The following is an 18,412-nucleotide window of genomic DNA, read 5'->3' as shown; positions in this document are numbered from 1 at the left end:
ACCGGGTCCCCGCACTGTTTCCTCGAACTTCGTGCCGGACGCCTCGGGGGGTTTGCGTGCACACGTCCGAGACACCGACAGCAAAGGATCGTCGCTGTGGCTGATCATCGCCACAAGCGGGACACCAATGCCCGCAGGTTCATCCCGACCCGACTGCGCGCCAGCACCCTGGCCGCGCCGCTCGCGGTCATGGCCACCGCCTCCGCCATCGGCGTGGGGGTCCTGGCGGCCGACATCGAGGTCGCGTCTCCCGTGACCCGCGCCCAGATCACCGACGCGGCCACCGCCGACGTCGGTGCCGCGCTGGGCGACCGCTCCGAGACCGTGAGCCGCGGCGCCGCCCGGGCCCAGGCCCCCGCTGCCGCCGCCGCCGAGAGCCGTGCCTCGCGCCGCGCGATCGCCGCCGCGGCCGAGCCCACCGAGCTGGAGAAGGTGCTCGACCCGGCCGCCGTGCGCACCGCGCTGCGCCAGGCCGACACCAAGCTGTGGACCACCGAGGCCCTGAACCTGTGGACCGAGCCGGGCGACCGGGCCGAGCAGGTCGGCGAGCTCGCCGCCGGTGAGCAGGTGCTGGTCACCGGCCGCGCCCTGTACGGCCGCGAGGAGATCGTCCTCGAGGGCAAGCCCCGCTGGGTCACCGCGGGCTACCTCTCCGCCGAGGAGCCGTTCGCGCTGGGCGGGGACTGCACCAACGGCACCAGCGTGCCCGACGGCGTCGCCGAGAACATCAAGCTCGTGCACGCCGCGGTGTGCGCCGAGTTCCCCGAGATCACCACCTACGGCACGTTCCGCAGCGACGGCGAGCACAGCCAGGGCATCGCCGTCGACATCATGGTCTCCGGCGACCGCGGCTGGCAGGTCGCGGAGTTCCTCCGCGAGTACTACGCCGACCTCGGCATCAACTACCTCATCTACTCCCAGCAGATCTGGTCGGTCGACCGTTCCGGCGAGGGCTGGCGTGGCATGGAGGACCGTGGCTCCACCACGGCCAACCACTACGACCACGTGCACGTCACCGTCTACTGATCCCCACGGTCGGGTCGCCGTCGGCCCCGTGCCCTAGGGTCGCGCCACGATGACACCCGACGAGCACTACGACGAGCACGCCCGGGAGCGGCTGGTCACCGAGCCACCCAAGCGCGTGGATGCTCCCGAGCGGACGCCGTTCGAGCGCGACCGGGCGCGGGTGGTGCACGCCGCGGCGTCGCGGCGGCTGGCCGCCAAGACGCAGGTGGTGGGGCCGCAGTCCGACGACTTCGTGCGCAACCGGCTGACCCACAGCCTCGAGGTGGCCCAGGTGGCCCGCGACCTCTCGCGCGCGCTCGGCACCCATCCCGACATCGCCGAGACGGCCGCGCTCGCCCACGACCTCGGGCACCCGCCCTTCGGCCACAACGGCGAGCGGGCGCTGGCCGAGGTCGCGCACGCGTGCGGGGGCTTCGAGGGCAACGCGCAGACCCTGAGGCTGCTGACCCGCCTGGAGCCCAAGACCTTCGACGCCGAGGGCCGCACGGTGGGTCTCAACCTGACCCGCGCCACCCTCGACGCCTGCACCAAGTACCCCTGGTCGCGCGCGGAGGCGGGTGCGCCGGCCGGCGTCCACGCCGACGGCACCGTGGTGGCGGCCTCCAAGTTCGGCGTCTACACCGACGACCTGCCGGTCTTCACCTGGATGCGCGACGGCGCCGTCGGTCGGCGCCAGTGCGTGGAGGCGCAGGTGATGGACCTGGCCGACGACGTCGCCTACTCCGTGCACGACGTCGAGGACGGCACCGTGGCCGGCCGCATCGACCTCTCGGCGATCGACACCGCCGCGGTCTGGCAGACGGTGCGCGAGTGGTACGTCCCCGGGGTGAGCGACGACCGGCTCGACGAGGTGCTGGCCGGGTTGCGGGCCGTCGACGGCTGGCCCACTCGTCCCTACGACGGCGGTCGTCGCGCCCAGGCCGCGCTCAAGAACCTCACCAGCGACCTCATCGGCCGGTTCTGCGGCGCCGTCCAGGCCGCCACGTTCGCCGCCGGCGCCGGCCCCTTCACGCGCTACCGCGCCGACCTGGTGGTGCCCGAGACCACCGCGCTGGAGATCGCGGTGCTCAAGGGCCTGGCCGCCCACTACGTCATGCGAGCCGAGGAGCGGGTCGCGCTGCTCGACCGCCAGCGCACCCTGCTGGCCGAGCTGGTGGAGGTGCTGGTGGCGCGCGGCGACGATGCGCTGGACCCCGCCTACGCTGCCGACTGGCGCGCCGCGGACGACGACGCCGGCCGCCTGCGCGCCGTCGTCGACCAGGTGGCCTCGCTGACCGACGCCAGCGCCGTGGCCCGGCACGCGAGACTGGTGCCATGACGCGCACCGAACGCGAGGACGACCGCCCCCTGGTGTGGCTGCCCTTCGACCCCGCCGACCTCGACGACGCCGGGGGAGCGCCCGACGGGCTGCGCTACGAGGTGGTCGACCCCACGGAGTCCGTGCCGGACTCGGTGGAGCAGGTGCGGCTCTACGTGCCGCCCTACCGCACCGACCCCGCGGCCGCGGAGGTGATGGCGCGGATGAGCAGTCTGGAGGTGGTGCAGACGCTCACCGCGGGCGTCGACAACCTCCTCGACGCGGTGCCCGACGGCGTGACGCTGTGCAGCGGCCGCGGCATCCACGACGCCTCCACCGCCGAGCTGGTGCTGACCCTCGTGCTCGCCTCGCTGCGCGGGGTGCCGGGGTTCGTGCGGGCGCAGGACCGTGCCACGTGGGCGTTCGAGTGGCGCCCGGCCCTGGCCGACAAGCACGTGGTCGTGGTCGGCGCCGGCGCCATCGCGCAGGCGGTCGAGCAGCGGGTGCGGCCCTTCGAGGCCGAGGTGACGCTGGTGGGGCGCACCGCCCGTGACGACGTGCGTGGCATCGAGGACCTGCCCGCGCTGCTGCCGCAGGCCGACGTCGTCGTGCTCGTGGTGCCGCTGACCGACGAGACCCGCGGGCTCGTCGACGCCGACTTCCTGCGAGCGATGCGGCCCGGTGCGCTGCTCGTCAACGCTGCCCGGGGCGCCGTCGTCGACACCGACGCCCTGGTCGAGGCGCTGCGCGAGGAGCGGGTGCTGGCGGCCCTCGACGTCACCGACCCCGAGCCGCTGCCCGACGGGCACCCCCTGTGGGGCTGCCCGGGCCTGCTGGTGACGCCCCACGTGGGCGGCGCCAGCAGCGCGATGTGGCCGCGTGCGCACCGGCTGGTGAGCGGTCAGCTGCACCGGTGGGCCGCGGGGGAGGACCTGTGGAACGTGGTGGGCGGGTAGTCGCGGTGCGCCCGTAGGATCGCCGGGTGGCCGGCCGGATCCGAGAGGACGACATCCAGGAGGTGCGCGACAAGGTCCGCATCGACGAGGTGATCGGCGACTACGTGACCCTGCGCAACGCCGGCGGCGGCAACATGAAGGGGCTGTGCCCCTTCCACGACGAGAAGTCGCCGTCGTTCAACGTGACGCCGAGCCGCGGGCTGTTCCACTGCTTCGGCTGCCAGGAGTCCGGCACCGCGATCGACTTCCTGATGAAGATCGACGGTCTCTCCTTCGTGGAGGCCGTCGAGCGGCTGGCCGACAAGACCGGCGTGCAGCTGCGCCGGATCGAGGACGGCATCGGTGGCGGGGGCGGTGGCGAGCGGCCCAAGGGCCCGCCCCGGCAGCGGCTGGTGGAGGCCAACCGGATCGCGCAGGAGTTCTACGCCGAGCAGCTCGAGGGCCCTGACGCCGCCGTGGGCCGGCAGTTCCTCGCCGACCGCGGCTTCGACCACGACGCCGCGCTGCACTTCGGCATCGGCTTCGCCCCCCGCGACGGCGAGGCGCTGCTGCGCCACCTGCGGAGCAAGCGCATCGACGACGGAGTGAGCATCGCCGCGGGACTCGTGGCCCAGGGGCAGCGCTCGCCCTACGACCGGTTCCGCGGCCGCCTGCTGTGGCCGATCCGCGAGCCCAGCGGCCAGACGATCGGCTTCGGCGCACGGCGCCTGTTCGACGACGACAAGATCGAGGCGAAGTACCTCAACACCCCCGAGACCAGCCTCTACAAGAAGAGCCAGGTGCTCTACGGCATCGACCTGGCCCGCACCTCGATCGGTCGCAGCTACCAGGCGGTGGTCGTGGAGGGCTACACCGACGTGATGGCCTGCCACCTGGCCGGCATCACCACCGCCGTCGCCTCCTGCGGCACCGCGTTCGGCGAGGAGCACACCCGGGTGCTGCGGCGCTTCCTGATGGACCACGAGGAGTTCCGCGGCGAGGTGATCTTCACCTTCGACGGCGACGCCGCCGGCCAGGCGGCTGCGCTCAAGACCTTCAAGGGCGACGCGAAGTTCGTGGCGCAGACCTACGTGGCCGTGCAGCCCGAGGGCCTCGACCCGTGCGAGCTGCGGATCCGCGACGGCGACACGGCCGTGCGCGACCTGGTCGCGCGGCGCGAGCCCCTGTACCGCTTCGTGCTGCGCAACGTGGTGGAGAAGTACGACCTGGACCGGGCCGACGCCCGCGTGGCTGCGGTGCGGGAGGCGGCGTCGCTCGTGGTGAGCAGCCGCGACGCCTCGGTGGCCCGCAGCTCCTTCGCCCGCGACATCGCGGCGCTCACCGGCGTCGACCCGCTCGACGTGCAGACCGAGGTCGACCGCGCGATGCGGCGCCCCGGCCAGTCGGCCCCGGCCCCCGCCCCAGCGCCCGCGCAGCGCGGCTCGATGCCCGACCCGCGCGACCCGCGCTTCGCCATCGAGCGGGCGGTGCTGCAGCTGGCCATCCAGCACCCCATCGCGATCGGACGCACCACCGCCGACATCGGCGCCAACGACTTCACCCACCCGCTCTACCGCGCCGTGTGGGAGCTGGTGGCGGTCGCCGGCGGCTTGGTGGCGGGTGCGGACGACGCCGGCTGGGCGCAGCGGCTGCAGCAGGCGGCCCGCGAGCCGCGGGTGGCCTCGGAGGTGAGCGCGCTGGCCGTCGAGCCCCTGCAGACGGCCAAGGAGCCCGACGCCGCCTACGTGGCGCACCACGTGTTCCGGCTGCTGGAGCTGACCGTGCTGCGGCGCATCGGCGAGGTCAAGGCCACGCTGCAGCGCACCAACCCGGTGCAGCAGGCCGCCGAGTACAACCGGATGTTCGGCGAGCTGGCCGCCCTGGAGCAGCACCGCCGGGTGCTGCGCGACCACATCGTGGGTGCGGCGTGAGGCGGCTGCGGCGCAGCACCGGCCCGGCCACCTCGGTGCCGGTGGGGCCCGGGGAGAAGGTGCTGGCCTGGGCCACGGGTGTCGACGAGGACGGCGAGGCGGGCGTCGTCGTCGCCGGCACCCGTGACGCGCTGTACGTGGGGGAGCGGCGGGTGCCGTGGGAGCAGGTCGAGGCCGCCGACTGGGACGCCGACACCGAGACGCTGCGCGTCACCGAGGTCGGCACCTGGGGCGAGGCGCGAGCGGCGCACGAGCACCGCCTCGAGGAGGCCGAGCGGCTGCTGCAGCTGGTCCGTGAGCGCGTGACCGCCAGCGTCGTGCTGCAGCGCCACGTCGTCGTGCGCGGTCGCCGCGGGCTGCGCGTGATCGCCCGGCGCGCCCCGCACGGGCGCGGCGAGCTGTTCTGGGTCTACGAGTTCGACGAGGGCGTCGACCCCGACGACCCCCGCGTGCGCCGCCTCGCCGAGGCCGAGCTGCGCCACGCGCAGGCCGACGTCGGCCTGGTCTGAGCACTCGATTTTCTGTGCACCCGGGGCAGTTGCTACGGTATGCCGGCGCGATCCCCTGTAGCTCAATTGGCAGAGCATTCGACTGTTAATCGGAGGGTTGTTGGTTCGAGTCCAACCGGGGGAGCACGAGACGAGGGCTCCTGACCTGTCACGACAGGTCAGGAGCCCTCGACCATTTCCCGCGGTCGGCGCTCACCCACCGAACCGCCCGGCGAGGGCGTCGTTCGCCGCACGCCACCGCTGCACCATCGAGGCCCCGCCGTGGCCGTCGCCCTCGTCGACCACCAGCTGCGAGCCCGGCCAGCGACGGTGCAGCTCCCAGGCCGTCACCACCGGCGAGGAGATGTCGCGGCGTCCGTGGATCAGGACGGCGGGGATGTCGCGCAGCAGCTCCGTCCGGTCCAGCAGCGGCGGGTCGCAGAAGCCGTCGTGCGACCAGTAGTGCGCCGTCAGGCGCAGGAAGGCGTGGCGGAACCGGTCGTCCTGCCAGCGCGGATCGCTGTGCACGCCGCCGGCCCCGATGGAGACGTGGGTGTCCTCCCACCGTGCCCACTCCCAGGACGCCGCGTCCCGCACCGCCGGGTCCGGGGACTCCAACAGGGTCGCGTAGGCCTCGACGAGGCGTCCCTCCCCGCGGCGGTAGCCGATCTCGGCGGCCTCCGCGTGGCGGGCGAACCGGTCCCACGCCTCGGGGAAGACGGCCCCGACACCCTCGGTGATCCAGTCGACCTCCTGGCGGCTGGTCGTCGTGACCGCGAACAGCACGATGCCGAGCACCCGCTGGGGGTGCGCCTGGGCGTGGGCCAGCGCCAGGGTGGAGCCCCACGACACCCCGTCGACCACCCACGACTCGATCCCGAGGTGCTGGCGCAGGCGCTCGACGTCCTCCACCAGGTGTGCGGTCGTCTGCCGGGTCAGCGGTACCGACGGGTCGCTGGCGTGCGGTGTCGACCTCCCGCAGCCGCGCTGCTCGAGCCCCACGACCCGCATCCGGTCCAGGTCGAACCGCTGGCGGTAGGCGCTGCGACCCAGCCCGCCGCCCGGCCCGCCGTGGAGGTAGAGCGCCGGCACCCCGTCCGCGCGGCCCCACTCCTCCCAGTACACCTCGGTGTCCCCATCCACCGGCAGCATCCCGTGGGCGGCGGGGCGATCGTCCAGGCTCATGCCGCGAGCCAACCACGGACGCGCGGCGGACGATATGCGATGGCGGTGCCGAAGCCGCAGCACCTACTGTCCCCGACCATGACCTCCCCGCTGCGCGAGTCCCTCCGCTCACGGTTGCTGCGCGCCCGGCGCGAGCGCGACACCGCCGCGGTCAGTGCCCTGCGCACCGCCATCGCCGCCGTCGAGAACGCCGAGGCCGTGCCGATCCCCGCGGCAGGCCCCGTCACCGAGGTGGACCGGCGCGTGCTGGGAGCAGACGAGGAGCGCCGACTCGTGGGGGACGAGGCGGCGGACCTGCGCCTCGCCGAGCGCGACCACCGCTCCCGCGGCGACCAGCAGCGCGCCCTGGTGGCGGCCGCCGGCGCCGAGGTGCTCGAGCAGGTGCTGGCTCAGGCTCCGCCCTCGGCGAGCGGCGGGCGCACCAGCGCGTAGGTCGTGAAGCGCCGCTCCACCTCGAAACCGGCGCGCCGGTACAGCCCGAGCGCACCGGTCGGGTTCTCGGAGTCGACGTCGAGCGCGGCCTCGTCGTACCCGGCGTCGGCGTAGCGCCTCAGCGCCTCGCCGAGCAGCAGCGCGGCGAGGCCGCGTCCGCGGTGCTCGCGCCGGGTTCCCACCTTGGCCACGTAGGCCTCGCGGCGGCCGGTGGCCTCCTGGTGGGCGTCGAACTCACTGGTCTGCACGTAGGCGACGACGTGGTCGGGGCGGTCGCGGGGCGTCAGGAGCAGCGTGACGTCGGGTCGGAAGCTGCGCGAGCCGCGCACCCACTGCTCCCACATCACCTCGGTCCAGGGGGTGAAGCCCGGGTGGTCGAGGAAGACCTCGTTGTGGGCGGCGTGCAGCGCCGGGTCCAGCTCGGGCGTCCAGGTGTGCAGCGCCAGGTCCTCGGGCAGCGACGGGGGAGCGGCCGCACCGACGGGCAGGCGCACCCGCATGGCGAAGCTCCACCGGTCGGGCACGAGTCCGTGCTCGGCGAGCAGCTCCTCCTGCGCCCTGTTGGTGCTCACGCCGTGGACGCCGAGGCGCAGCGGGAGGTCCGGGTGCCGCTCGGCGTGCACGGCGTCGGCGCGGGCGAGCATCGCGCCCACCAGCAGGGACCCGATGCCCAGACCGCGGTGCTCGGGGTGCGTCATCCCCTCCAGGTGCACCCGCTGGTGGGTGCCGTCGGTCGAGCGCGGGTAGACGAGCGCGTAGCCCACCAGCTCCTCGCCCGACCACGCTCCGACGATGTCCTGGGCGGGGTCGAGGTCGGGGTTGGCGTACTCCTCGACCAGGTCGGCCGCGCTGTAGTGCTCGCCGGTGTCGTCGACCGCCTCGCACGCAGCCAGCAGCGCGGCGTGCGCAGGGATGTCGTCGGTGGTCAGGGGGCGCAGGGTGACGCCGGCGGCAGTGGAGGTCACGAGCAGCGAGCGTAGGTATCCCGGCGCCCCGAGGGCCAGGGACTTTCCGAGCGCGTGCCGGCTACTCGCCCCAGCCCATCGGGAAGACCTCGAACGGCGCGGCGAAGGTCGTCCCCAGCCGGGCGCCCGCCTGGCGCGCCATCCCCTCCAGGAACTCGCGCGCGTCGAAGTCCTCCCAGCCCAGACCGTCGATGTAGGCGCGGTGGGCCTCCAGCGAGGCGACCCCGGCGTCGAAGGTGGCGGTGGTGTCGACGGCGTGCGTGGCCTCGGGCGAGCCGAACGCCCACACCTCGCCGACCCCGCCCCAGGGCTCGAGGCCCTCGGTGAGCTGGTCGTCGAAGACCCAGCGGTTGCCGGCGTCCCGGACGGCGTCGACGACGGCGCGGCCCACCGCGACGTGGTCGGCCTGGTTGAGGTTGCGCCCACCCCAGGTCTCGCGGAAGTTGCTCGTGACGACGACCTCGGGCCGGTGCCGGCGCACCTCGCGGGCGATCGCCGCCCGCAGCGCCACGCCGTACTCGAGCACGCCGTCCGGCAGACCGAGGAAGTCGACGACGTCGACTCCGACCAGCCGCGCCGACTCCACCTGCTCGGCCTCCCGCACCGCCCGGCAGTCCGCGGGGGAGAGGGCGTCGATGCCGGCCTCGCCGCTGGTGACCATGCAGTAGGTGACCGTCTTGCCCTGCCCGGTCCAGCGCGCCACCGCCGCGGCCGCACCGAACTCGAGGTCGTCGGGGTGGGCCACCACGCACAGCGCGCGGTCCCATGCCTCGGTGAGCGGCTCCAGCGCGCTCGGGCGCTCCTCCGCGTGCTCCTGGCTCATGCGGCGAGCATGGCACCGCGCTGCTGCGGCGGCCATGCCGCTCGCGGTGTTATTTTTCCACCAGCACCGACCACCCGTCGTCGTCCCCTCGAGGCTCCCATGACCGACCCGGCCACCGAGCCGAGCGATCCGCCGCGCCCCTCCGGCGTGCGCCGTGCGGCGCGCTCTGCCTCGCGCCGGGCGTCCACGCGGCCCAGCACGCCGTGGCGCCGCGCCCCGGGAGCGCGCCGCGGCACCCCGCGCGGTGGCCGACGCGTGCTGCGACCCCGCCGGCGCACCCGCTCGGTGCCCGGCATGCTCGGCATGACGGTGCTCGGCGCCGCCGTCCCCGGCTCGGGCTACCTCTTCGCCGGTCGACGCGCCCTCGGCGCGCTGGTGCTGCTCGGGTACCTGGCCCTGCTCGGTGGCGGCCTCTACTACGTGGCCGGTCGCGGCACCCGCGAGGCCCTCGAGCTCGCCTTCGACCCTGCTCGGCTGCGGCTGGCCGCCGCCGTCGTCGCGATCGGCTTCCTCACCTGGGCCTTCGTCGTCGTCACCTCCCACCGCCTGGTGCGGCCGCGGCAGCGACGCCGCTGGCAGACCGCGCTGGGCCACACCCTGGTCGTGGGGCTGTGCCTGGCCGTCGCCGCCCCGACCTACTACACCGCGCGCAACTCGCTGGCCCAGGCCGACGTGGTCGCCGGCGTGCTCGACGACAGCGACAACGAGAGCGCGACGACGCCCGAGGACGTCACGCCCGAGGACCCCTGGGGCGGTCAGGACCGGGTCAACGTGCTGCTGCTGGGCGGTGACGGCGGCGAGGACCGCACCGGGGTGCGCACCGACACGATCATGGTGCTGAGCATCAACACCTCCAGCGGTCGCAGCGCCCTGTTCAGCCTGCCGCGCAACATGATGGACGCGCAGTTCCCCGAGAGCAGTCCGCTGCACGACCTCTACCCCGACGGGTTCGGCGGCTACGGCGACGACGCCACCTACATGCTGAACGCGGTCTACAAGACCGTCCCCGAGCTGCACCCCGGCGTCCTCGGCAAGAGCGACAACGAGGGCGCGGACGCGCTCAAGCAGGCCGTCGCCGGCAGCCTCGGGATCCCGATCCACTACTACCTGCTGGTCAACCTGCGCGGCTTCGAGCAGATCGTCGACGCCATGGGCGGCGTGACGGTCAACATCAACGAGCCGGTCGCCATCAACGGCAACACCGATCTCGGCATCCCGCCCACCGGCTACCTCGACCCCGGCCCCGACCAGCGCCTCGACGGCTTCCACGCCCTGTGGTTCGCCCGCGGGCGCTGGGGCAGCGACGACTACGAGCGCATGGAGCGCCAGCGCTGCATGGTCGACGCCATCATCGAGGAGGCCAACCCGCTCAACCTGTTCCGGCGCTACCAGGAGCTGGCCGCCGCCGGCGAGGACGTCGTCTACACCGACATCCCCCGCGACCTGGCGCCGGCCTTCGTCGAGCTGGCGCTCAAGGTCAAGGACCAGCCGCTGCGCTCGGTGGTCTTCCGCAACTCCGAGAAGTTCTTCTCCGGCGACCCCGACTTCGACTACGTGCAGACCACGGTCGAGAACACGCTGCGCCCGCCCAAGCGCAAGCCGGGTGCCCCCGCGATCGAGCGCGAGGCCGTCAAGCCCGTCGACGTCTGCGCCTACGCCCCCGAGGGCGACGAGGACGTCACCACCACGGCAGGCGAGTGAGGTACGCCGCCTCCCGGTGAGTCGTGGGTGGACGGAGCCTCCGCGGACCACGGTGGGTGCCGAGTCGCCCGCTCGGTAGGCTCGCGGGCGATCACGCGGGGCGGTAGCTCAGTCGGTTAGAGCAGAGGACTCATAATCCTTGGGTCGTGGGTTCGAGCCCCACCCGCCCTACCGGGCGAGGCCGTGTCCCACCCTGGCCGCGAGCCGACCACCACTCGGGGCTGCCAGCGGGCGCAAACCCCGGCTCAACGTCGCGACGAGGCGTGAGGTCACGGTGAGATGCGCCTGGTACGGACCCCGGGCGCTCATCAGGCCGAACCGCGCACGATCGGTTCGATGGCGCCCTAGCGTGTGGGTCCTCGTTCCCCCCAGCTTGGAGCCCTCATGCGTCCGTCCCTCGCCCCGCTCGCGGCGACCTCCGCCCTGATCGCCGCCCTGATCTGCGGCGTCTCGAACACGTCTGCCGCCGCAGATGAGAGCTCGTCCGCGTCTGCCGTGTCCTCCGTGTCCTCCGTGTCCCGGGACGTCAGCCCGACGACCTACGCCTCGCAGTTCAACCGCGCCGTCAACCGGGCCCGCGCGCAGGCGGACCGTCGGCGCCTGGGCGTCGACACGTGCATGACGAGGCTCGCCGCCGCCTCCGCGCACCGGATGGCCGCCGCCGGAGACGTCAACGACACCGTCTCCGTGAGCGAGGTGGACCGTCGGTGCGACCTCCACGCCGTCACCCAGCAGAGCGCGGTCGGCGGGTCCGACGGCACCAGGACCCTGCAGCACGTCTACCTGCGCTACGCGCGCGACCTCGTGCTCGACCGGCGCTGGCGCATCCAGGCCTCGGCGGCCCGCCAGGCGGCCGACGGGACCTGGTACGTGATGGCGATCTTCGCCGAGCGGACCTGAACGCGCCTCAGGCCCCGCTGGGGTCGCCGCGCCCGGTGGCGGCCTGCAGGCGCTCGATGTGCTCGGAGGCCTCGGCCTTGGTCAGGTCGGCCGAGATGGTCTCGCCGGCCTCACGGGCCAACGTGTCGAGGTAGCTGCGCTGGGCGCCGGTCATCGGCTCGTCGCCGGTGACCCACTGCTCGGGGTCCTTCTCGGTGGCGGTGGGGTCGGGGGTCTCGGCTCCCAGCATCTCGGGAGCCGCGTCGTCGGGGGTCGCACTGGTGTTCGAATCGCTCATGGGCTGCCGGTACCCACCTCGTCGGCCCTCACGCGCTCGCGTGGTACCAGTCCCGGTAGGCCCGCAGCGCCGTCAGCGTGCTCTCCAGCGTCGGCTCCAGCTCGGTGAGGATCGCCGGGGCGCCGGTGAGGGTGCCGGAGCGCCCCAGCGCCTCGAGAGCCCGACACTGCTCGCCGATGGTGACCAGTCCGAGGTTGAGCGCGCTGCCCTTGAGGGCGTGGGCGGTGCTGGCGAGGGTGGCTGCCTGGGCCTGCGCCACCGCGCGCCGCAGGTCGGCCACCGTCGCCGGCGCGCGGTCCAGGACGCCGTCGATGGCCCGGTCGAGGAAGCCGGTGTCGCCGGGGGAGAGCTCGCGCAGCTCCTCGAGCCTCAGCAGGTCCAGGTGGGGGCTGGTGGGTGCGTCGTCCGGCAGCCGAGGCGCCGAGGCCATGACCGCCTCGACGGTCGGCACCCAGCGGGCCAGGACGCCGGCCAGGGTGGCCAGCGCCACGGGCTTGGTGAGGAAGTCGTCCATGCCCGCGGCCAGGCACCGCTCGCGCTCCCCGGTCACGGCCGCCGCGGTCATCGCCACGACCGGCAGCCGTCGTGACCCGCGGTCGCGCTCACGGGCCCGCAGCTCCCGGGTCGCCGCGTAGCCGTCGAGCACGGGCATCTGCAGGTCCATGAGGACGACGTCGTAGCGGCCGCGCTCGAGCATGGCGAGCGCCTCGCTGCCGTCCTCGGCCAGCTCGACGGCGAAGCCGAGGCTCTCGAGCAGCCCGCGCGCGACGATCCGGTTGACGGCGTTGTCCTCGACCACCAGCACCTGCCCCGCGCCCACGGGCGGTCCCGCCGCTCCCGGCGCCAGCGCCGGATCCGACAGCGCGGTCGGCGGCTCGGGCTGCTGGGGCTGCGGCGCTGCGTGTGTCGACGCCGGAGCGTGGTCGCCGCGCCTGCCGAGGGCAGGACCCAGCGGGGCGGTGAACCAGAAGGTGCTGCCGCTGCCCTGCTCGCTCTCCACCCCCAGCTCGCCGCCGAAGGCCCGCACGATCTCGGCGCAGATCGCCAGACCCAGGCCGGTGCCGCCGTAGCGGCGCGTGGTGGTGGCGTCGGCCTGGGTGAAGGGGCTGAAGATCCGGGCCTGCTCCTCGGCCCCGATCCCGATGCCGGTGTCGCTCACCTCGACGCGCAGCACGGCTCCGCCGTCGGGGGAGGCGGTGCTGGTGGCGCGGATGCCCACTGACCCCTCGGCGGTGAACTTGATGGCGTTGCTGCCGAGGTTCAGCAGCACCTGGTGCAGCCGCACCGGGTCGCCGGCGAGGACCTCCGGCACCTCGGGGCTGCAGGAGACCACCAGCTCCACGCCCGCGGCGCGCGCGCTCTCGGCGAGCAGGCTGGCCGCCTGCTCCAGCACCTCGCGCACCTCCAGGTCCACGACCACGAGCTCGAGGTGCCCGGCCTCGATCTTGGAGAAGTCCAGGATGTCGTTGATGACGTCGAGCAACGCTCGGCTCGAGACCGCGATGCCGCTGACCAGGTGCTGCTGGTGGGTGCTCATCGGCGTCTGCTGGAGCAGCTCGTTGAGCCCGATGACGCCGTTCAGGGGCGTGCGGATCTCGTGGCTCATCGTGGCCAGGAACTCCGACTTGTGGCGCGAGGCCTCGAGGGCGCGGTCGCGGGTGGCGGCCAGCTCCTGGGCCGCTCGCTCGCGCTCGGCCACGCGGGAGAGCTGGAGTGCGGCCTGCTCCACCATCGTCACGATCATGTCGTGGCGGTAGAGCGGAGGCTTGGAGGTGATGGTGATGACGGCGACGACCTCCTCGCCCAGCCGGACGGCGAAGGCGATGGTCAGGCGGTGCACCGGGTCCCACACGGTGCGGCCCGTGGCGTAGCACTCCTGGGCGGTGCGCCGCTCCAGCTCGGCGGTCTCCGCGCGGTCGTGGTCGGCGGCCAGGTCCGACTCGCTCACGTAGTGCGGCTCGACACCGGTCGCGTCGGCGGTGGGCACGAAGGCGCGGGCCCGCTCCCAGTCGTCGTGCAGCACCACCAGGTGCTGGGCCTGCGCGAGCACCTCGTCGAGCGTCGTGGCCTCGTTGGCGGCGGTCGCCACCGCCTGCATGAGCGAGTTCTGCGTGACCAGGTCCTGCAGCTGGTTGTCGGTGTCCCGGGCCCGGGTGATGTCCTGGTGGGTGCCCGCCACCCGGAGCAGGCGTCCGGCGTCGTCGTAGGTGCCGACGGCGCGCATCCGCACCCACATCCACCCCTCCCCGCCCAGCTGACGGATCTCGATGTCGATCTCGGGGGTGGCGCCGGAGATCAGTCCCTCGTAGGCCTGGGTGTGTCGCTTGTGGTCCTCCGGGTGGGTCATCGACCGCAGGCGGTCCTGCGAGACCGACACCAGGTCGGCCGTCCGCTCGCCGTACAGCTCCTGCAGCCCCTCGGTCCACGCCACCTGGTTGGAGGCGACCTCCCACGTCCAGCTGCCCATCCGGGCGATCCGCTCGGCGCGCATCAGCTCGGCGCGACTGGTGGCGATCTGGTCCGAGAGCCGCTTGGACTCGTCGTTGTCGCTCAGCCGCAGGATGACCCCCGCGGGTCGCCCGCCGTCGAGGCGTCGGCTCTGGCGCAGCCGCACCCACAGCGGCTGGCCGTCCCCCCGGACCAGCATGGTGTCGACCTCGTGGGCCAGGAACTCGCCTCCGGCGGCCCGCCGCAGGTGCTCGGCCGACTCGCGGCGGCCCTGCTCGTCGAGGAAGTCGTCGACGTGCCGCCCCGCCAGGGGCGAGACTCCCAGCAGCTCCTCGGCGCTGGGGTTGGCGAAGTCGACGCGGCCGGTGGCGTCGAGCGCGACGATGCCGTCGGCGAAGCCGCGGACGATCTGTCCGAACAGGTCCTCGTGGTCCACCGTGCGCCTCCCGGCGTCCACCGTAGTGCCGCCGGCGGAGGCCGGGGGCACGAACGCCCGTCCCGGCTCAGCCTCGGCTCGTCGTCGGCTCGTCGTCAGAGCGTGTCGGCCCCAGCGATCAGCAGGGCGCCGTCGTCGGTCTGCTCGAGGGTCATCCGGACGGTGTCGCGACGCTGACGGCCCTCGAACCGGTAGCTGTACTCGTAGGTGATGGTCAGGGTGTCGGGGTCGGCGGTGGCCGAGCGCACGTTCACGTCGGTGACGCCGCCCCAGAACCCCTCGTACCCCGGGAAGCCGTTGCTGGCGCGCTGGTAGGCCGGGGTCAGCTGGTCGAAGGCCGCGCTCGGGTCGCTGGCCGCCAGGCTGACGTAGTCGGCCACGTAGGACTCCATCTCGTCGGCGGTCGGTGCCGCCGGCTCGCTGGGTGAGGGGCTGCCCTGCGAGGGACTCGGCTCGCCCGTCGCCGAGGTGGAGCCGCCGGCGGACGGCGTCTGCTGCTCGTCGTCGCCGCCGGTGAGCAGCAGCAGCGCCACGAGCACCGTGACGGCGAGCAGGACGACGCCGACCACCACGGGCAGCGCGCGCCCGGGGCGGGCGGCCCGACGCCCTCCCTCGGAGCCGGGGCGCCCGGGGGGGATCACCGGCGGGGGTGCCGGGGCCGCGGCCGGGGTCGGGGCCACCTGGGTGGTTGCCTCGTCGATGACGGGGCCGGCACCCGCCAGGACCGGGGCGAGCGCCGTCGGCGGCTCCTCCAGGGTCGAGGAGGAGGGCGTGGGTCCCGGAGCCGAGACCGAGACCGGGACCGAGACCTGGGCGCTGCGGTCGGGGCCGGCGTGGAGGAACTCGGTCACCTGCACCATCGACCAGCGTGCCGCCGGGTCCTGCACCATCGTGCCGCGCACCAGCGGTGCCAGCCAGCCGCCGTCCGCCAGCTCGGGCGGCTGCTCGTGCACGATCCGGTAGAGCGCCCCGAGGACGTTGTCCCCGACGTCGTAGGGCGGGTGGCCCGTGAGTGCGTGGAAGGCGGTCGCGCCGAGCGACCACACGTCGCTGGCGGGGGTCGCGGGGCGTCCGGAGGCGACCTCGGGGGAGATGTAGGCGGGCGAGCCGGTCACCAGACCGGTGGCGGTGAGCGAGGGGTCCTGCTCGGCCCGGGCGATGCCGAAGTCGGAGAGCTTGGCAACCCCGTCCTCGGTCACCAGGATGTTGGACGGCTTGACGTCACGGTGCACGACGCCGGCCTCGTGGGCGGCGGTCAGTGCCTCGGCCGCCTGGGCGAGCACGGCGGCGGACTCGTCGGGCGTCAGCCGTCCCGCGGCCTTGATGCGCTCGCTCAGCGTGCTGCCGGCGACGTACTCCATGACCAGCCAGAGTCCGTCCTCGGCGTCGACGAGGTCGAAGACCGCCACCACGTTGGGGTGCACGATGCGGGCGGCGATGCGCGCCTCGCGCTCGGCGCGTTCGGCGTCGGTGTTGTCGACACCCACCTGCCCGCCGAGCCGCTTGACCGCCACCGGGCGCCCCAGCAGCTCGTCGCGCCCGAACCACACCGCGCCCATGCCGCCGCGTCCGACCACTCGATCGCGTGAATAGCGTCCGCCGATCACCTCGGTCACCTGGTGTCCCACCTCGTACCCGTCCCTGCGTCTCCGCAGCTCGCTGTCGCCCGGTCGGGCGGGCCGTGTCCCGGGGCCCACCCTCGCCGCGTGCCCGGGGGCACGACGACGAGCGTAGGCGCCAGGCAGAGGGGTACCCCGTGGACGGGTCCGTGTCACGTGCCGCTGGACCACCCGGGCCCCCGCGTGCGGCAGGCTGGGGGGTGTCAACCCCACTCGCCGGCGGTGAGCCGGCCCGGCACGGGACCCTCCCGGGCCCCACGAGAAAGGCACTCCGTGCACGTCGACCCCACCCTCCTCGACGACCTCGAGTGGCGCGGCCTCGTCGCGCACTCCACTGACCGCGAGGCCCTGCGCGAGGCGCTGGCCGGGGGAGTGCGCTACTACGTGGGCTTCGACCCCACCGCCCCCAGCCTGCACCTGGGCAACCTCGTGCAGATCCTGACCGCCCGGCGTCTCCAGCTGGCGGGGCACACGCCGTTCGCGCTGGTCGGGGGCGCCACGGGGATGATCGGCGACCCTCGCGAGAGTGGCGAGCGCACCCTCAACTCCGAGGAGACCGTGCGCGAGTGGGTGGGGCGGGTGCGCGCGCAGATCGAGCGCTTCCTCTCCTTCGAGGGCGAGAACGGCGCCACCATGGTCGACAACCTCGACTGGACCCGCGGACTCTCGACCATCGACTTCCTGCGCGACATCGGCAAGCACTTCCCGGTGAACCGGATGCTCGCGCGCGACGTCGTGCGCACCCGGCTGGAGGCCGGCATCAGCTACACGGAGTTCAGCTACGTCCTGCTGCAGTCCATGGACTTCCTCGAGCTCCACCGTCGGCACGGGGTCACGCTCCAGTTCGGCGGGTCCGACCAGTGGGGCAACCTCACCGGGGGAGTGGAGCTCCTGCGCCGCGCCGACGGCGTGCGCGCCCACGCCTTCGCGACACCACTCATCACCAAGGCCGACGGCACGAAGTACGGCAAGACCGAGGGCGGGGCGTTGTGGCTGGACCCCGAGATGCTCTCCCCCTACGCCTTCCACCAGTTCTGGCTCAACGCCGAGGACGAGAAGGTGGGGGAGCTGCTGCGCATCTTCACCTTCCTCCCGCGCGAGGAGATCGAGCGGATCGAGGGCGAGCACGCCGAGAAGCCGTTCCTGAGGCTGGCGCAGCGCACGCTCGCCGACGAGGTCACCACGCTCGTGCACGGTCGGCGCGAGACCGAGCAGGCGACGGCGGCGGCCGCCGCACTGTTCGGTGGGGGGGACCTCCACGCGTTGGACCCCGCCACGCTCTCCGCGGCGCTCGCCGAGACGGGCACCGTCGAGGTCGCCGCCGCCGACGGGTGGCCGGCGGTGGTGGACCTGCTGGTCGGCACCGGACTGTGCGCCAGCCGGAGCGAGGCGCGGCGCACCGTCGCCGAGGGGGGTGCCTACCTCAACAACGAGCGGGTACCGGACGCCGAGACCGTCGTCGCCGAGAGGGACCTGCTCGCCGGGTCGCTCCTGGTGCTGAGGCGGGGCAAGAAGCGCTTCGCCGGTGTGCGCCTGACCTGAGGGCCAGGCCCACCAACGGGGCCACAGGGGCCCGTGTGCCCCCTGTGGCGCGGGTCACCGCCACCCGATTTGCACGCGTCACCTGGCGTGCCCTAATGTTTCACCTGTCGCCAGGGAGCGGCGGGGAGCAAGGCCGAAGCGCCGGGCTCCCGGCCCCCGGTAGACATCCCCTCGCACCGCCCCCGGTGCCACGGACCTCAGCACGAACGAGATCCTCGGCCCGGGCTCGTGGAGCGGGTGGAGCAGATCAGCTGCGTGGGAGTCGTGGAAGCGGCTCAGCGTGTGCGTCTGATTCTTGAGAACTCAACAGTGTGTCAGATAGTCGATGGAAGTTTGTGCGACTGCATCTGTGTGTCTTGTCTGGTCTGCCTTTGTGGTGGGTTGGGTGGGGTGTGTGGGTGTGGTTG

General features: G+C 73.5%; 15 protein-coding genes and 2 tRNA genes. 11 read left to right on the top strand and 6 right to left on the bottom strand.

What is annotated here, in order from left to right; translation table 11 throughout:
- The first annotated feature begins 96 nt into the window (after positions 1 to 96).
- The 6 genes from ABD948_RS17145 (at position 97) to ABD948_RS17120 (ending at position 5,822) form a co-directional block, all read left to right on the top strand.
- Complete coding sequence (locus ABD948_RS17145; RefSeq protein ID WP_345268087.1) at positions 97 to 1,026, top strand: VldE C-terminal domain-containing protein; 930 nt, start codon at positions 97 to 99, stop codon at positions 1,024 to 1,026.
- Positions 1,027 to 1,075: 49 nt separating this feature from the next.
- Complete coding sequence (locus ABD948_RS17140) at positions 1,076 to 2,344, top strand: deoxyguanosinetriphosphate triphosphohydrolase (RefSeq protein WP_345268085.1); 1,269 nt, start codon at positions 1,076 to 1,078, stop codon at positions 2,342 to 2,344.
- Positions 2,341 to 3,279 (top strand): 2-hydroxyacid dehydrogenase, encoded by a 939-nt coding sequence (locus ABD948_RS17135; protein ID WP_345268083.1) that lies wholly within the window; start codon positions 2,341 to 2,343, stop codon positions 3,277 to 3,279. The genes ABD948_RS17140 and ABD948_RS17135 overlap by 4 nt, the downstream gene beginning before the upstream one ends.
- Before the next feature lie 26 nt (positions 3,280 to 3,305).
- Positions 3,306 to 5,189, top strand: a complete 1,884-nt coding sequence (gene dnaG, locus ABD948_RS17130; RefSeq protein WP_345268081.1) for a DNA primase — start codon at positions 3,306 to 3,308, stop codon at positions 5,187 to 5,189.
- Positions 5,186 to 5,698 (top strand): hypothetical protein, encoded by a 513-nt coding sequence (locus tag ABD948_RS17125; protein ID WP_345268080.1) that lies wholly within the window; start codon positions 5,186 to 5,188, stop codon positions 5,696 to 5,698. Before dnaG ends, ABD948_RS17125 begins: the two co-directional genes overlap by 4 nt.
- Before the next feature lie 51 nt (positions 5,699 to 5,749).
- Positions 5,750 to 5,822 (top strand) — tRNA-Asn (locus ABD948_RS17120).
- A 68-nt stretch (positions 5,823 to 5,890) separates the two neighbouring features.
- On the opposite strand, the gene ABD948_RS17115 is transcribed toward ABD948_RS17120, so the two are convergent.
- Positions 5,891 to 6,862, bottom strand: coding sequence for an alpha/beta fold hydrolase (locus ABD948_RS17115; RefSeq protein WP_345268078.1), 972 nt, complete (start codon positions 6,860 to 6,862; stop codon positions 5,891 to 5,893).
- A 78-nt stretch (positions 6,863 to 6,940) separates the two neighbouring features.
- On the opposite strand from ABD948_RS17115, the gene ABD948_RS17110 reads away from it, so the two are divergent.
- On the top strand, positions 6,941 to 7,294 hold the full coding sequence (locus ABD948_RS17110) for a hypothetical protein (RefSeq protein ID WP_345268075.1): 354 nt from the start codon (positions 6,941 to 6,943) through the stop codon (positions 7,292 to 7,294).
- Here ABD948_RS17110 and ABD948_RS17105 read toward each other — a convergent pair.
- Positions 7,252 to 8,259 carry a GNAT family N-acetyltransferase gene (locus ABD948_RS17105; protein WP_345268074.1) on the bottom strand — a complete coding sequence of 336 codons (1,008 nt, stop codon included), beginning with the start codon at positions 8,257 to 8,259 and terminating at the stop codon, positions 7,252 to 7,254. The genes ABD948_RS17110 and ABD948_RS17105 overlap by 43 nt on opposite strands.
- A gap of 61 nt (positions 8,260 to 8,320) precedes the next feature.
- Positions 8,321 to 9,082: a PIG-L deacetylase family protein gene (locus ABD948_RS17100; protein WP_345268072.1), complete on the bottom strand. Its 762-nt coding sequence runs from the start codon at positions 9,080 to 9,082 to the stop codon at positions 8,321 to 8,323.
- A 99-nt stretch (positions 9,083 to 9,181) separates the two neighbouring features.
- On the opposite strand from ABD948_RS17100, the gene ABD948_RS17095 reads away from it, so the two are divergent.
- The 3 genes from ABD948_RS17095 (at position 9,182) to ABD948_RS17085 (ending at position 11,683) form a co-directional block, all read left to right on the top strand.
- Positions 9,182 to 10,783 (top strand): LCP family protein, encoded by a 1,602-nt coding sequence (locus ABD948_RS17095; RefSeq protein ID WP_345268070.1) that lies wholly within the window; start codon positions 9,182 to 9,184, stop codon positions 10,781 to 10,783.
- Positions 10,784 to 10,880: 97 nt separating this feature from the next.
- Positions 10,881 to 10,954: transfer RNA gene (locus tag ABD948_RS17090), tRNA-Ile, on the top strand.
- A 333-nt stretch (positions 10,955 to 11,287) separates the two neighbouring features.
- A complete protein-coding gene (locus tag ABD948_RS17085) occupies positions 11,288 to 11,683 on the top strand; it encodes a hypothetical protein (RefSeq protein WP_345268068.1) in 396 nt (131 codons plus the stop codon).
- A gap of 7 nt (positions 11,684 to 11,690) precedes the next feature.
- Here the strand turns inward: ABD948_RS17085 and ABD948_RS17080 are convergent, their stop codons facing one another.
- The 3 genes from ABD948_RS17080 to ABD948_RS17070 all read right to left on the bottom strand — a co-directional run bounded on the left by ABD948_RS17080 (position 11,691) and on the right by ABD948_RS17070 (position 16,451).
- Complete coding sequence (locus ABD948_RS17080) at positions 11,691 to 11,960, bottom strand: DUF3072 domain-containing protein (RefSeq protein WP_345268066.1); 270 nt, start codon at positions 11,958 to 11,960, stop codon at positions 11,691 to 11,693.
- Positions 11,961 to 11,988: 28 nt separating this feature from the next.
- On the bottom strand, positions 11,989 to 14,844 hold the full coding sequence (locus ABD948_RS17075) for an ATP-binding protein (RefSeq protein WP_345268064.1): 2,856 nt from the start codon (positions 14,842 to 14,844) through the stop codon (positions 11,989 to 11,991).
- Between the two features lie 95 nt (positions 14,845 to 14,939).
- Positions 14,940 to 16,451, bottom strand: coding sequence for a serine/threonine-protein kinase (locus ABD948_RS17070; RefSeq protein WP_345268062.1), 1,512 nt, complete (start codon positions 16,449 to 16,451; stop codon positions 14,940 to 14,942).
- A gap of 285 nt (positions 16,452 to 16,736) precedes the next feature.
- Between ABD948_RS17070 and tyrS the strand changes: the two genes are divergently transcribed.
- A complete protein-coding gene (gene tyrS, locus ABD948_RS17065; RefSeq protein ID WP_345268060.1) occupies positions 16,737 to 18,005 on the top strand; it encodes a tyrosine--tRNA ligase in 1,269 nt (422 codons plus the stop codon).
- Positions 18,006 to 18,412: the final 407 nt, after the last annotated feature.

Origin of the sequence: Nocardioides nanhaiensis, assembly GCF_039542785.1 — a bacterium.
Lineage (GTDB): Bacteria > Actinomycetota > Actinomycetes > Propionibacteriales > Nocardioidaceae > Nocardioides > Nocardioides nanhaiensis.
Note: the sequence above shows the minus strand (reverse complement) of the source record. Positions and strands in the feature narration are given on the sequence as shown.